Source organism: Streptomyces sp. NPDC045968 (assembly GCF_056430475.1).
The window spans coordinates 193,120-206,686 of record NZ_JBWKLF010000007.1 but is presented as its reverse complement, the minus strand read 5'-3'; the positions used below and the strand labels follow the sequence as shown (position 1 = coordinate 206,686).

Below are 13,567 nucleotides of genomic sequence, written 5' to 3'. Positions count from 1 at the left end.
ATTCAGCTTCCGGTGCCTGCGGCCGCCGGGCCGTGATCGTCGAGCACGGTGTTTCTGGGGCGCTTACGCTTGGCCGAGCGAGGACCAGCGGCAGGTCCGCTCTTGACCGACGGGACAGCGGGGATTTCTCCAGCTCTGGGATCACGGGCGGTGTCCCCGTCGACGGTGACGGCGATGCCTTCGAGGAGGCTCTCGGTCAAGCACTCCTCACTCGAATCGATGGCTTCCTGGCAACCGTCTTCGATCAGCCGTTCCAGCAAGCCGACTACGCCGTTGGTGCGCTCGAAGAGGTACTCGGGCATGCGTCCCCCGGTAAGCATGCCGGAGGGGGCCTTCATCAGCCTGAGCTGGGCTTCGACGCCGGCGAGGTGGTCGATCCAGGCATTGATCTGTTCGTCGGTGTCGTAGCGGAAGTGATCAAGTTCAACGAGGTCGAAGCGCCGCTCCGTCTGTGTCGCTTCCAGTCCGTGAACCTTGGCCGGCCGGGCGGAGGGGAAGATCACCTGGCCTGTGCGGGGATCATGCCGACCTTCTCTGAGCAGGCCTGAGCCGGGGATGTCCACTCCGATGAGGACGAGGGTGACGTGCATGCTCATGAAGGCCCGGATCAGGTCGAGCGTGTCCTGATCGTCGGCTCGATGGAGACGGAGCCTCGTAATGTCGTCCAGTAAAAGCGCCCTCGTTCCATGGTCATGCAGGGAAGCAGCGACCTGCCGGATCAGCTCGGGAAGGTCCATGCGCGGATGGATCGGGGCGCCGTAGAAGTTCAGGATGGCCTTGCAAAGGCTCTTCGGCTTCGCCGTCACCGGGGTTTGCACATAGGCAACAGGAATGTGCAGGTCGCGGGCCCCGGCGACGGCATCTGGATTGAGATGGCTCCGCAGTTCCAGCCAGGTGTCCTCGAAGGTCGCGAGGATCTCGCACCCCGTCTCTGTTTTGCCCTGGTATCCCCCTCCCGTGACCATGACTCCGGCCCGGGTGGTCGGCTTGTGTTTGAGCGCATTAGTCATGACCCGTCCGTGCAGCAACTTGGTGACGGCTTTGGTCATCGGGGTCTGAAGCAACGGGAGATTGGCGTGCGTAGCCGCGCGGTGCAGATCGTGCAACGTCTTCTTCCTCGGGCTCAGTAGTCGCCATTCAGCCGGACTTAACCGAGGTGCGGGCACGAAGTCGTGGCGAGTGCTGCGCCAGCGCTCCCAGCCGGCGACCGTATCCCGCATCGGCAGAGGCCCTGGCAGGACGAAAGGGACAGATGTTCCGCTACTCGGGGCACTCATGTGTTCCCCGAGCCTGGCTCATCGGCCTGGTCGACGTCCTCGTCGGGCAGCAGGAACAGGTTGCGGGCCCGCAGGGACTCACCCAGCAGAGGAGGCGCTGTCGGCGGCTGCGAGACAGCGGCCTCGCGGCGCCGCTGTCGGTCCGCAGTGACGGCTCGCCGAGTGGTGGCGGCCAGCTCGGCGGGTGGGGCGGGCGGAGGCAGGGCGCTCAACGGGATCGGCGCCCGGTCGGACAAGGCTGCGCGGGCTCGTGCCATCTCGCGGGCCTGCTCGCTCCTCTGCTTGGCGGTCATCTGGGTGGGCCATTCCGCAACCGGCGTGCGCGCGGCAACCAACTTCAGCAGCACGGGCAGCAGTTCACCATCGTCGCGCGGCTTGAGGCCGGCGCGGGCTGCCTCGCGCAGCACTTCACGTACGCGTGTATCAGAGAAGGCCGGGACGTCGTCTCCCGGAGGCAGGCCGTTCCAACTCAGGGCATGCCAAAGCCCCGGGTGCTCGGGGTCCTCGAAGTAGACCTCGCGGCAGTCCCGCGGATCGCGATTGATGGCCCACTTGCCCTCGTGGCGTCCGCTGCGGCCGGAGCGCTGGCCGCGATAGGGGTCCAGAATCGGGTCGGTGCCGCCGTACCAGAGTCCGCCGATCTTTACCCCACGACGGCGGTCGATCTTTACGAAGTGTGCGGGCAGAAGCTCGTAGTACAGACTCGGCTCGGGGATCTCCAGACTGATCCCGTCGCGGGCCGCCGCAGCGGCGAAGAGCGTGTTCGGGCTGTGTCGCCCGCCCGGGTCCCAAGCAGGCGAATACTGATCAAGTCTCCGGTTTTGCCACACTGCGACAACCCAGGTTGCCAACAGGTGTTCTATTTCCGCCAGCGTCCAGACCGCGTCCTCCTCCGGGTCGACTCCCCGGTCAGCGACATCGACGCCGCGGAACCCGAGCAACAGTTCCAGAAGCAGCGACTGGATCCCCGCGAAGGCGCGTTCGCAGGCAGCCTTGTCGGTCGGACGCATCGCACGGGCCGGCAACAGCTCCATCCGCAACGTGCGCGCGACCTGGACGATCTGATGATTCTTGTAAACGCTGCCGTGATCGCTGGTCACCGTCTCCGGAGCGAAGAACGGCAGGCCAGCCACCCGGTGGCCAGCGAACTCGGCCACCAAGGCGGCCGGGACACCGGGGTAGGGCCACTCCATCTCCTCGCCCCAGTCAGGGCGCATCGGTAGCGGCAACAGCACATCCCTCAGCAGCATCGCCACCTCCACCGTCGAGTCAGACACCGGCGTTAGACGGAAGGCGACCAGCGAATGCGAGTAGGTGTCCAGGGCCAGGGTGAGATGGACGGAGATCGGGGCGCCGAAGACGTCGTCGAGCACCTTCACCGGCAGCGGCGTGGTGTCCAGTGCGACCACCTGCCCCGGCCTGACGATCACCACCTTCGCCTTCCCCGTCTCCACCGCTGCTGCGGAGCGGATGTATCGCTGCCGGGCCCCGTCGGCGCCGAACCACTCCTTCCACACTTTCGCCAGCGTGGTGTAGTGCGGTACCTCCACCTTCTTGCCCTCGGTCTCGAACTTCTCCCGCACGTACTGGTGGATCAGCCTTTCCTTCGTCTTCATGCTCAGCTTCGAGCGATGCAGCGACTCGGCGTGAACGGCACGGATTGCCTCGGCGACTTCGTCCCCGATCGCCCGGCGGCCTCGCAGGGGTGGCGTCCACCTTCCGTCCGCCAGCCCCATCAACCCGTTCTCGTCGTACTGAGCGGCCATACGTTTCAGCGTGCGCTCACTGATCCACTCCAGCCCCAACTGCTTGGCCTCCTGGCGATCCAGCCCTTTCAACTCGGCCACTTTCGCGCGTCGCCGCTCGGTCAGCGTGGTCCGCTCCGGGTCGTACTCAGTCCTGGGCTCACCGGGCCTGGCCCAGGACCGACTACCACTGCGATAGCCCGTCTCCACCTCCAGCAGATGCGCCATCCGAATCCGGGCCCGCGTCAGATCGTGTTCTTCAAGATCCTCGTGCCGAGGCCGCTGCCGCCCACCGTCCATTAGGCCCTCCCCACGGGATAGATCCATGTGGCATCGTCCAGCGGCTGGGTTAGGTCCATCGCCAGTTGGCGGTGCCAGAGAAGGTGAAGCGCATGTACGCGAGCCACCGCAGGCAGCGACGTCTCCTCCGCCAGCTCTCCGAACCGCCGAGGACGTTCCCGTACCGACCCCAGCAGTTCTCCCTGAAGCCCGAGGCGGTCGGACATCGGGCGTCTCCGTGCGGACAGCGCATCAAGGCTGGTCAGGACCTGGCGGCGCCAGCCGGACGCCACCAGGTAGTGCCACCCCACCGCAGCAGCTGCCCACTTTGTTGCGGCGAACTTCACCAAATCCCTGTCCTTGACCAAGTGACCGGGTCGGACATCGATCAGCACAGCCGTATCGGGCAAGAGCACCAGGAAGTCCGGCGTGTGATCCTCACTGCCGTCCGCAGTCGTGAACCGCAGCTTGAACGGTTGCGACAACACCTCGACCACCTCGCCGGCGAAGTCCAGGGCAAGCAGCAGATTCCGCTCGGCCAGGCTCTCGAAGCCATGCATCCGCCCCGTGGCCAGCAGGTACTGCAGTCCGGGACGGTGTCGCTGACCCGCCCGCCAGGTGAACCCGCGAACTGGCACCGACGCAATGGCCGGGACACTGGCCAGCTCTTGGACCGGGCAGATGACCTCCGCCTGCACGGTCTTCCACCTCGCTGTCCACCGGCGGGCCCACCCGGACTCTGTGTCCAGCCTCTCCACCACCGCCGGATCGATGGAGTACGGCACGACGAGGTCATCCAGGACGCAGCTGTGCGCCCAAATCGGGCGTGATTCGATCTCCGGAGCGTAGACCGTAACCGTCATGCCCCCAGAACAGCGCGCTGCGCCGCTTCCCGTACGGCTTCTCTCGAAGTCCCAGCAGGTCAGCGCACTAACCGTTACCCTGCGTGCCAACACCAACGCTCAGCCGGGCCAACTCAAGTGCTAAAGGGCCAACTCGGCCGCTCAGTCACAACTCGGGAACGCGCACCCGAGCGAGATCTTTGCATAAAAGTGCAGCGCTGCGTATAGTCATGCCATCAACGAGGAGGATTTCGATGGTGGTACGCGCAGCGGTAGCAGGGGCGAGCGGATATGCGGGCGGCGAGCTGCTCCGTCTCCTGCTGGTGCACCCGCAGGTCGAGATCGGGGCCCTCACCGCACATTCCAACGCGGGGCAGCAGCTCGGGCCCCTCCAGCCGCACCTGCGGCCGCTCGCCGGCCGGGTGCTCCAGCCGACCACCGCAGAGGTCCTCGCCGGGCACGACGTCGTCTTCCTCGCCCTGCCGCACGGCCAGTCCGCGGCCGTCGCCGAGCAGCTGGGCGACGAGGTGCTCGTCGTCGACATGGGCGCCGACTTTCGGCTGAAGGACGCCGCCGACTGGGAGAGGTTCTACGGGTCGCCGCACGCCGGTACCTGGCCTTACGGGCTGCCCGAGCTGCCCGGCGGCCGGGCCGCGCTGGAGGGCTCCAAGCGCATCGCGGTGCCCGGCTGCTACCCGACCGCCGTCTCCCTCGCGCTCTTCCCCGCGTACGCGGCCGGACTCGCCGAGCCCGAGGCCGTGATCGTCGCCGCATCCGGCACCTCCGGAGCGGGCAAGGCGCTCAAGCCCCACCTCCTGGGTTCCGAGGTGATGGGCAACATGTCTCCGTACGGCGTCGGCGGAGCGCACCGGCACACCCCCGAGATGATCCAGAACCTCAGCGCCGCCGCCGGAGAGCCGGTGACCGTCTCCTTCACGCCGACCCTCGCCCCCATGCCCCGCGGCATGCTCGCCACGTGCAGCGCGAAGGCGAAGCCGGGCGTGAACGCCGAGACGCTGCGTACGGCGTACGAGAAGGCGTTCGCGGACGAGCCGTTCGTGGACCTGCTCCCCGAGGGCCAGTGGCCAGCCACAGCGTCCGTCCACGGTTCCAACGCCGTACAGATCCAGGTCGCCCACGACGAGGCCGCGGGCCGGATCATCGTGATCAGCGCCATCGACAACCTCGCCAAAGGCACCGCGGGCGGCGCCGTACAGAGCATGAACATCGCCCTCGGGCTTTCCGAGGACACAGGTCTTTCCACGATCGGAGTCGCACCGTGAGCGTCACGGCAGCACAGGGATTCTCGGCGGCGGGTATCGCCGCCGGAATCAAGGAGAGCGGCCAACCGGACCTGGCCCTCGTGGTCAACCACGGGCCGCGTCGCGCCGCCGCGGGCGTCTTCACCTCCAACCGCGTCAAGGCCGCCCCCGTCCTCTGGTCGGAGCAGGTGCTCAAGGGCGGAGAGGTCACCGCCGTCGTCCTCAACTCCGGTGGCGCCAACGCCTGTACGGGTCCCAAGGGGTTCCAGGACACCCACGCCACCGCCGAGAAGGCGGCCGAGGTGCTCGAAGGCCACAGCGCGGGCGAGATCGCGGTGGCCTCGACGGGGCTCATCGGCACACCGCTCCCCATGGACAAGCTGCTGCCCGGCATCGAGCGGGCCGCGGCCGCCCTCAGCGAGCACGGCGGCGAGAAGGCCGCCATCGCCATCAAGACCACCGACACCGTCCACAAGACGAGCGTGGCCACGCGGGACGGCTGGACGGTCGGCGGTATGGCCAAGGGGGCAGGCATGCTCGCCCCCGGCCTCGCCACGATGCTGGTCGTCCTCACCACCGACGCCGACGTCGAGGCCCCCGTGCTCGACGCCGCACTGCGCGACGCCACCCGCACCACCTTCGACCGGGTCGACTCCGACGGCTGCATGTCGACCAACGACACCGTGCTGCTGCTCGCCTCGGGGGCCGGTGGCGTCACGCCGCCGCGGGAGGAGTTCGCCGAAGCCGTACGGACCGTCTGCGCCGACCTCGCCCGCCAGCTCATCGGCGACGCCGAGGGTGCCTCCAAGGACATCCGCATCGAGGTGATCAACGCCGCGACCGAGGACGACGCCGTCGAGGTCGGCCGGAGCATCGCGCGCAACAACCTCCTCAAGTGCGCCATCCACGGCGAGGACCCCAACTGGGGCCGCGTCCTCTCCGCGATCGGTACGACGAAGGCCGCCTTCGACCCGGACCGGCTGAACGTCGCCATCAACGGCGTCTGGGTGTGCAAGGACGGCGGTGTGGGCGAGGACCGGGAGCTGGTCGACATGCGGTACCGCGAAGTCGGGATCACCGCCGACCTCTCCGAAGGAACGGAGTCGGCCGTCATCTGGGCCAACGACCTGACCGCGGAGTACGTCCACGAGAACAGCGCGTACAGCTCATGAGTACGCCGGCGCGGAAGCACACCGCACTGCCGAAGGCGCAGATCCTCATCGAGGCGCTGCCCTGGCTGACCCGGCACAACGGCAGGACCGTCGTCATCAAGTTCGGCGGCAACGCCATGATCGACGAGGATCTGAAGGCGGCCTTCGCCCAGGACGTCGTCTTCCTGCGGCACGCCGGTCTCAAGCCCGTCGTCGTGCACGGCGGCGGCCCGCAGATCAGCGCCCAGCTCGACAAGCAGGGCCTGGTCAGCGAGTTCAAGGCCGGGCTGAGGGTCACCACGCCCGAGGCGATGGACGTCGTACGGATGGTGCTGGCCGGACAGGTCCAGCGCGAGCTGGTCGGTCTCCTCAACCAGCACGGTCCGCTCGCCGTCGGAATGACCGGCGAGGACGCCCACACCATCACCGCCGTCCAGCACCGGCCCACCATCGACGGTGAGCTCGTCGACATCGGCCGGGTCGGCGAGATCACCGCGATCGACACCGGCGCCATACAGGCGCTCCTGGACGACGGCCGGATCCCGGTCGTCTCCTCCATCGCCCGCTCGGCCGACGACAACCACGTCTACAACGTCAACGCGGACACCGCGGCCGCCGCACTCGCCGCCGCGCTGAACGCCGAGACGCTGATGGTCCTCACCGACGTCGAGGGCCTGTACGAGGACTGGCCCAACAGCGACGACGTGATCAGCCGGCTCACCGCCACCGAGCTGGAGAAGCTGCTGCCCAGTCTGTCCAGCGGCATGGTCCCGAAGATGCAGGGCTGCCTCCACGCCGTACGCAACGGCGTCGAGACCGCCCGTGTCATCGACGGCCGGGTCCAGCACTCGATCCTGCTGGAGATCTTCACCGACGAAGGAGTCGGCACGATGGTCGTGGCCGACGCACCGACCGACACCCAGGGGGAGTCATGAGCAACGAGGAGCTCTCGCAGCGCTGGCAGGGCGCGCTGATGGACAACTACGGCACCCCCCAACTGCCCCTGGTCCGCGGCTCGGGCGCCCACGTCTGGGACGCCGAAGGCACCGAGTACCTCGACTTCGTCGGCGGTATCGCGGTGAACGCGCTGGGACACGCCCACCCCGCCGTCGTCGAGGCCGTCTCCACCCAGATCGCCTCCCTCGGTCACGTCTCGAACCTCTTCATCGCCGAACCGCCCATCGCCCTGGCCGAGCGGCTGCTCCAGCTCCTCGGCCGGGCGGGCAGGGTCTACTTCTCCAACTCCGGCGCCGAAGCCAACGAAGCCGCCTTCAAGATCGGCCGGCTGACCGGGCGTACGCACATGGTCGCCACCGAGGGCGGCTTCCACGGCCGGACCATGGGCGCGCTCGCCCTCACCGGCCAGGCCAAGAAGCGCGAGCCGTTCGTCCCCCTGCCCGGTGACGTCACGCACGTGCCGTACGGCGACGTCGAAGCCCTCCGTGCCGCGGTGACCACCGACACGGCTCTGCTGATCATCGAACCCATCCAGGGCGAGATCGGTGTCGCCGTCCCGCCCAAGGGCTATCTCGAAGCGGCCAGGGAGATCACCCGGGCCACCGGCACCCTGCTCGTGCTCGACGAGGTGCAGACCGGCATCGGCCGCTGCGGCCACTGGTTCGAGCACCAGGCCCACCAGGGCGTCGAGCCCGACGTCGTCACCCTCGCCAAGGGCCTCGGCGGCGGACTGCCGATCGGCGCGACCGTGGCCTTCGGCTCGGCGGCCGACCTGCTGAAGCCCGGTCACCACGGCACGACGTTCGGCGGCAACCCGATCGCCTGCGCGGCCGGACTGGCCGTCCTGGACACGCTCGCCGCCGACGGCGCCCTGGACGAGGTGAAGCGTCTGGGCGAGAAGATCAGGGACGGTGTGGAGGGCCTCGGCCACCCACTGGTCTCCCACGTCCGCGGCTCCGGCCTGCTGCTGGGTATCGTGCTCACCGGACCCCTCGCACCGAAGGTGCAGCAGGCGGCCCAGGGAGCCGGACTCCTGGTCAACGCGCCCGCCCCCGATGTCGTACGGCTCATGCCACCGCTGATCATCGGCGACGCGGAGGTGGACGCGTTCCTGCGGGTCCTGCCGGGTGCTCTCGACGCGGCGTACGGGGACGGACAATCCGGAGCATGACGTTCCGGAGAATGAGGCGACGACGATGACCGAGGCGCAGGAAACCGAGCACGGCGGGCCGTCCGTGCCGCAGACCCGCACGGCCCGCCACCGCCGGATCGTGGACATCCTGAACCGGCAGCCGGTGCGCTCGCAGAGCCAGCTGGCCAAGCTCCTCGCCGACGACGGGCTGAGCGTCACTCAGGCGACGCTCTCCCGCGACCTGGACGAGCTGGGCGCGGTGAAGATCCGTAACACCGGTGGCGAGCTGATCTACGCGGTGCCCAGCGAGGGCGGTTTCCGTACTCCGCAGGCACCGCTGGGCGGCTCGGCCAAGGAGGAGCGGATGCGCAGGCTCTCGGCCGAACTCCTCATCTCGGCGGAGGCCTCGGCCAATCTGGTGGTTCTGCGCACGCCTCCGGGCGCGGCGCAGTTCCTCGCCTCGGCCATCGACCAGGCCGAACTGCACGACATCCTCGGCACCATCGCGGGCGACGACACCCTGATGCTGATCAGCCGCGACCCCGCGGGCGGCCAGGCCCTCGCCGACCACCTCCTGCGACTCGCCCAGAACGACCGCTGACAGCGCCTAGTAGCGGGTGATCGCCGTCGGCCCCGAGCGCGTCCCGATCGCGATGTGGGGGCGGCGGGCCGGATCGGCCCAGGCCAGGATCCGGCTCATCGCGGCCGCCGGCACGGAGACGCAACCGGCGGTCGCGCCACGGCCGTTGACGTGGAGGAAGATCCCGGCGCCCCGGCCCCGCACCGGCCGCTCGTAGTTGAATCCGACGACCAGCGCGTGCGCGTACTGCGTGCCGTACGTGACCAGATGCTCGGCCTCGGCGGCCCGGCAGTCCGCGGGCCGCGGCTCCACCCACCGGTTGTAGGCGTCGGCGCTGTTGTCCTGGCACCACCAGGAACGGTCGTTGACACGGCGGTACGGGTAGCGGGTCCCGGCCGGGGCCGCCTCGATCCCGAAGGCGTACGGCAGGTCGTACAGACCGGTGGGCGTGGTGTTCGTGCCCTGGGTCCGCGTCCCGCCCTCGGTCAGCCCGTTCGCCCCGAAGCGAGCCGGTGCCGACCCGGCCTCCACCCAGCCGCCCCGCCGCCGCTCCCACCAGGTGACGGTGCCGGTGGTGGAGTCCTCGGACGGCGCTTCGGCGGTGATCAGCTGGGAGCCGCCGCCGGTGTCGGCGAGCCGCTCCGGAAGGGGCAGCGGGCCGGGGTCACCGGCCGCGACCGAGCCCAGCAGAGCCAGCAGTACCGAACCCGTCACCAGAAGTCTGCGCATGCTCCGGACCGTACGGGCGCGGCGCCGGACCCACCGCCGCGCCTGCTCCGTACGGCCCAGCGGGTCACCCGGCGGGCGGCACGGGCATCGGGGGCAGCGGCAGCGGAAGCCCCGGCAGTCCGTCGATGCTCGTGGCGATGTCCGGCTTCTTCTCGAAGTACGCGCTGAGGCTGGCGTCGTCGTCGCGCCGGAAACGGTCGGCGTGCAGCGAGCGGTCCTCGTCGTACGACATGTACGGCACCGCGAACCCGCACGAGTCCCGGATCAGCTCCGCCGTCACCACGATGATCGCCCGCAGTCCGTGCGCCGACGGGTCCACGGCCGGGAAGTGGCTCAGCAGCCCGGCGAAGCGGGGGTCGTCCCGGAACACCGGCTCCCCGCGGCCGTGCACCCGGACGATGTTCGGCGGCCCCTGGAAGGCGCACCACATCAGCGTGACACGGCCGTTCTCGCGGAGGTGGGCGATGGTCTCCGCGGTGCTCCCGGCGAAGTCCAGGTACGCCACGGTCCGTTCGTCGACGACGGCGAACGATCCGCTCACGCCCTTGGGGGAGAGGTTGACCGTCCCCTCGGCGTCGAGGGGGGCGGTCGCGGTGAAGAAGATGTGCTGCTCTTCTATGAAGGTCCTGAGCCGTCCATCGATACGTTCATACGTTTTTCCCATGGTGCGAAGTATCCGCCGTCCCGCACCTGTGCGGACAGCGGCTTTCAGCTGTCGGGACCGGCGGGCGGCAGCGGCGAGTAGCGGGCGCGTTGCGCCTCGTGGGCGACCTCGGGGTCGTCGTCCTCCTCCAGTGCGGCCAGTACGCGTTTGCGCAGTCCGAGGCTGTGGGCGCAGAGGAGGTGGAGGCCGGCCCGCCGCACGTGCCGGGGGCGGCCGGGGGCCACCAGGGAGGCCAGCCACTCCTCCGGGACGAGCAGGACGTACGGGGCGAGCGCCTTGCGGGCGGTGCGTACCACCGGGGGGTGCGGGTCGTCCATGGCGGCCATCAGCTCGTCGGGGGAGACCGCGTTGCTCATGCGCAGCGCGGCGAGTGCGGCAGCGCGGACCCGGCCCTCCGGGTGCGCCGTCAGCGGCCGGAGCAAGGCCGTCGCGTCGGGTGCTCCGGACTCCGCCAGGCCGAACACCGCCCCCGGCGGCAGGCCGGGCGCGGCAGGATCGGCGCACAGCGCACGGTAGTGCGAGAGCGGGTCCTCGCCCTCCAGCCCCAGGACCAGGCGGGCGGCGGAACGCACTCCGGCCGATGGGTCGGTCAGGTGGACCACGGCTTCCCGGCCACGGCCCGCCCGGTGCAGTCCCGTCACCGCCGAGGAGCGCGCCACGGACGAGGAAGCGGTGAGCAGGGGGTCCAGCAGCCGCTCCGGATCACCGGCCGTGACCCTGGCCAGCAGCGCCTCGGTACACACGTGCCGGACGGCCCGGTCGGGGGCGGTGAGGGCGAGCTCCGTCATCCCGGCGGGAGTGAGCAGTCCCCGTTCCAGGGACAGCCGCACCCCCTGGAGCCGCACCCGCGACAGCGGACTCGCGCAGAGGCGGGCCGCCAGGGCGGCCGGCAGAGGTCCCGCGGCGGCCAGCACCCGTTCCAGGGCCCAGTCGCCGTGCGGGCTCAGGCTCAGACGCATGGCCAGTGGCACCAGGTCCGATGCCTCCGCCCCCGCGAGGTCAAGGGCCGCGCTCGTCAGGCGGCGGGCCCGTTCCCGTACCCGCGCCCGGCTGTCGGCGCAGCGGAGGAGCAGCAGGGGCAGAAGTGCCGGGCGCCCGCGGGTGAACGCCAGCGCTGCCTCGCGTGCCTGCCACCGGTCGTGGCAGAGGACGATCGCGATTTCCGGCTCGGAGGGCGGGAACCGTGACCAGGTGACGTCGTGGGCCTCCTCGTCCCAGCGCGGGGCGGCGGACCAGTCGACCGACCCGTTCCCGTCGGCATAGCGGTACCCGATCAGGAACCGCAGCGGCCTGACTCCTCGCCGCCCGGCGGTCGCCAAAGGGATACGCCGGTCGAGGTCGACCCATGCCTCGGGATCTGCCGTGTCCAGGGCCGCTGCCAGGGGCTTGCCGAGCAGGAGGCGGTCCTGTGGGGGGAGAAGCAGCGTGGGGGACAGGGGGATCGGCTTCCGCATGAACACAGCCTAGGGACCGCGCACGCTCCCCACCAGGGACTTTGACAAAGCATACGGTGGGCTGCATAGTTATACCCATCAGTGATTGCACCGTAAGGAGAAACCCGTGACCGAGCGCGTCGTACTCGCCTACTCCGGCGGCCTGGACACCTCCGTCGCCATCGGCTGGATCGCCGAGGAGACGGGCGCCGAGGTCATCGCCGTTGCCGTGGACGTCGGCCAGGGCGGCGAGGACCTGGACGTCATCCGCAAGCGCGCGCTCGCCTGCGGCGCCGTCGAAGCCGAGGTCGCGGACGCCAAGGACGAGTTCGCCGAGGAGTACTGCCTCCCGGCGATCAAGGCCAACGCCCTCTACATGGACCGCTATCCGCTGGTCTCGGCGCTCTCCCGGCCGACGATCGTCAAGCACCTCGTCGCCGCCGCCAAGAAGCACGACGCCGGCATCGTCGCCCACGGCTGCACCGGCAAGGGCAACGACCAGGTCCGCTTCGAGGCCGGCATCTCCGCGCTCGGCCCCGACCTGAAGTGCATCGCCCCGGTCCGCGACTACGCGATGACCCGCGACAAGGCGATCGCCTTCTGCGAGGAGAAGAACCTCCCGATCGCGACCACCAAGAAGTCCCCGTACTCCATCGACCAGAACGTCTTCGGGCGCGCCGTCGAGACGGGCTTCCTGGAGGACATCTGGAACGCGCCGATCGAGGACATCTACGAGTACACGCAGAACCCGGCCACCCCGCGCGAGGCCGACGAGGTCGTCATCTCCTTCAAGGAGGGCGTCCCGGTCGCCATCGACGGCAAGCCCGTCACCGTGCTCCAGGCGATCCAGCAGCTCAACGAGCGGGCCGGAGCCCAGGGCATCGGCCGGATCGACATGGTCGAGGACCGGCTCGTGGGCATCAAGTCCCGTGAGGTGTACGAGGCCCCCGGCGCGATCGCGCTGATCACCGCGCACCAGGAGCTGGAGAACGTCACGGTCGAGCGCGAGCTGGCCCGCTACAAGCGGCAGGTCGAGCAGCGCTGGGGCGAGATGGTCTACGACGGCCTGTGGTTCTCCCCGCTCAAGCGCGCCCTGGACGGCTTCATCAACGAGGCCAACCAGCACGTCACCGGTGACATCCGGATGACCATGCACGCCGGCCGCGCGGTCGTCACCGGCCGGAAGTCCGAGCAGTCGCTCTACGACTTCAACCTCGCCACCTACGACTCGGGCGACACCTTCGACCAGTCCAAGGCGCAGGGCTTCATCGAGATCTTCGGCCTGTCCTCGAAGATCGCGGCGCGGCGCGATCTGGCCTGACACACTTTCAGCCCCTCCGGCGTTCGAGGAGCGGGGGTTCGGGGGCAGACCCCCCAATTCGGGAAGGGGCGGGGTGGGGGAGCGATCCCCCACCCCCCCCCCCCCCCCAAAAAAGAGGAAACGGGGGCAACAAAAACCACGAAATCAGCCCCTGGGGGGCCCGACTCTCCAAAAGCCCGGACGAGGGAATGGGCC

Annotated in this window: 12 protein-coding genes; 6 read left to right on the top strand and 6 right to left on the bottom strand. The window is 69.4% G+C overall.

The window, feature by feature from the left end:
* Positions 1 to 2: 2 nt before the first annotated feature.
* From AC07FA_RS21475 to AC07FA_RS21465, 3 genes are all read right to left on the bottom strand, one after another.
* Positions 3 to 1,106, bottom strand: a complete 1,104-nt coding sequence (locus tag AC07FA_RS21475; RefSeq protein WP_479077483.1) for a TniB family NTP-binding protein — start codon at positions 1,104 to 1,106, stop codon at positions 3 to 5.
* Between the two features lie 167 nt (positions 1,107 to 1,273).
* On the bottom strand, positions 1,274 to 3,250 hold the full coding sequence (locus AC07FA_RS21470; RefSeq protein ID WP_354382624.1) for a transposase: 1,977 nt from the start codon (positions 3,248 to 3,250) through the stop codon (positions 1,274 to 1,276).
* A 71-nt stretch (positions 3,251 to 3,321) separates the two neighbouring features.
* Positions 3,322 to 4,164 (bottom strand): TnsA-like heteromeric transposase endonuclease subunit, encoded by an 843-nt coding sequence (locus AC07FA_RS21465; protein WP_479077481.1) that lies wholly within the window; start codon positions 4,162 to 4,164, stop codon positions 3,322 to 3,324.
* Positions 4,165 to 4,397: 233 nt separating this feature from the next.
* Between AC07FA_RS21465 and argC the strand changes: the two genes are divergently transcribed.
* The 5 genes from argC to AC07FA_RS21440 are packed head-to-tail and all read left to right on the top strand — an operon-like array spanning position 4,398 to position 9,246.
* On the top strand, positions 4,398 to 5,426 hold the full coding sequence (argC, locus tag AC07FA_RS21460; RefSeq protein ID WP_479077480.1) for an N-acetyl-gamma-glutamyl-phosphate reductase: 1,029 nt from the start codon (positions 4,398 to 4,400) through the stop codon (positions 5,424 to 5,426).
* Positions 5,423 to 6,577, top strand: a complete 1,155-nt coding sequence (argJ, locus tag AC07FA_RS21455) for a bifunctional glutamate N-acetyltransferase/amino-acid acetyltransferase ArgJ (RefSeq protein ID WP_479077479.1) — start codon at positions 5,423 to 5,425, stop codon at positions 6,575 to 6,577. The genes argC and argJ overlap by 4 nt, the downstream gene beginning before the upstream one ends.
* Positions 6,574 to 7,491: an acetylglutamate kinase gene (gene argB, locus AC07FA_RS21450; protein WP_479077478.1), complete on the top strand. Its 918-nt coding sequence runs from the start codon at positions 6,574 to 6,576 to the stop codon at positions 7,489 to 7,491. Before argJ ends, argB begins: the two co-directional genes overlap by 4 nt.
* Positions 7,488 to 8,684 carry an acetylornithine transaminase gene (locus AC07FA_RS21445; protein ID WP_479077476.1) on the top strand — a complete coding sequence of 399 codons (1,197 nt, stop codon included), beginning with the start codon at positions 7,488 to 7,490 and terminating at the stop codon, positions 8,682 to 8,684. Before argB ends, AC07FA_RS21445 begins: the two co-directional genes overlap by 4 nt.
* 25 nt (positions 8,685 to 8,709) lie before the next feature.
* Complete coding sequence (locus AC07FA_RS21440; protein ID WP_018515284.1) at positions 8,710 to 9,246, top strand: arginine repressor; 537 nt, start codon at positions 8,710 to 8,712, stop codon at positions 9,244 to 9,246.
* Between the two features lie 6 nt (positions 9,247 to 9,252).
* Here the strand turns inward: AC07FA_RS21440 and AC07FA_RS21435 are convergent, their stop codons facing one another.
* The 3 genes from AC07FA_RS21435 to AC07FA_RS21425 all read right to left on the bottom strand — a co-directional run bounded on the left by AC07FA_RS21435 (position 9,253) and on the right by AC07FA_RS21425 (position 12,072).
* A complete protein-coding gene (locus AC07FA_RS21435; protein ID WP_479077474.1) occupies positions 9,253 to 9,954 on the bottom strand; it encodes a L,D-transpeptidase family protein in 702 nt (233 codons plus the stop codon).
* A 64-nt stretch (positions 9,955 to 10,018) separates the two neighbouring features.
* Positions 10,019 to 10,618: a pyridoxamine 5'-phosphate oxidase family protein gene (locus tag AC07FA_RS21430; RefSeq protein WP_479077473.1), complete on the bottom strand. Its 600-nt coding sequence runs from the start codon at positions 10,616 to 10,618 to the stop codon at positions 10,019 to 10,021.
* Between the two features lie 44 nt (positions 10,619 to 10,662).
* Complete coding sequence (locus AC07FA_RS21425; protein ID WP_479077472.1) at positions 10,663 to 12,072, bottom strand: HEAT repeat domain-containing protein; 1,410 nt, start codon at positions 12,070 to 12,072, stop codon at positions 10,663 to 10,665.
* 106 nt (positions 12,073 to 12,178) lie between these two features.
* Here AC07FA_RS21425 and AC07FA_RS21420 point away from each other — a divergent pair, with 106 nt between their 5' ends.
* The gene (locus AC07FA_RS21420) at positions 12,179 to 13,372 is read left to right on the top strand and encodes an argininosuccinate synthase (protein WP_479077470.1); all 1,194 of its coding nucleotides are present in this window, start codon (positions 12,179 to 12,181) and stop codon (positions 13,370 to 13,372) included.
* Positions 13,373 to 13,567: the final 195 nt, after the last annotated feature.

Bases quoted from the DNA above. Each gene is read 5' to 3' on its own strand.
- AC07FA_RS21445 (WP_479077476.1), top strand. From the start codon at position 7,488: ATGAGCAACGAGGAGCTCTCGCAGCGCTGGCAGGGCGCGCTGATGGAC.
- AC07FA_RS21440 (WP_018515284.1), top strand. From the start codon at position 8,710: ATGACCGAGGCGCAGGAAACCGAGCACGGCGGGCCGTCCGTGCCGCAG.
- argB (WP_479077478.1), top strand. From the start codon at position 6,574: ATGAGTACGCCGGCGCGGAAGCACACCGCACTGCCGAAGGCGCAGATC.
- AC07FA_RS21425 (WP_479077472.1), bottom strand. From the start codon at position 12,072: ATGCGGAAGCCGATCCCCCTGTCCCCCACGCTGCTTCTCCCCCCACAG.
- AC07FA_RS21465 (WP_479077481.1), bottom strand. From the start codon at position 4,164: ATGACGGTTACGGTCTACGCTCCGGAGATCGAATCACGCCCGATTTGG.
- AC07FA_RS21435 (WP_479077474.1), bottom strand. From the start codon at position 9,954: ATGCGCAGACTTCTGGTGACGGGTTCGGTACTGCTGGCTCTGCTGGGC.
- argC (WP_479077480.1), top strand. From the start codon at position 4,398: ATGGTGGTACGCGCAGCGGTAGCAGGGGCGAGCGGATATGCGGGCGGC.
- AC07FA_RS21430 (WP_479077473.1), bottom strand. From the start codon at position 10,618: ATGGGAAAAACGTATGAACGTATCGATGGACGGCTCAGGACCTTCATA.
- AC07FA_RS21470 (WP_354382624.1), bottom strand. From the start codon at position 3,250: ATGGCGCATCTGCTGGAGGTGGAGACGGGCTATCGCAGTGGTAGTCGG.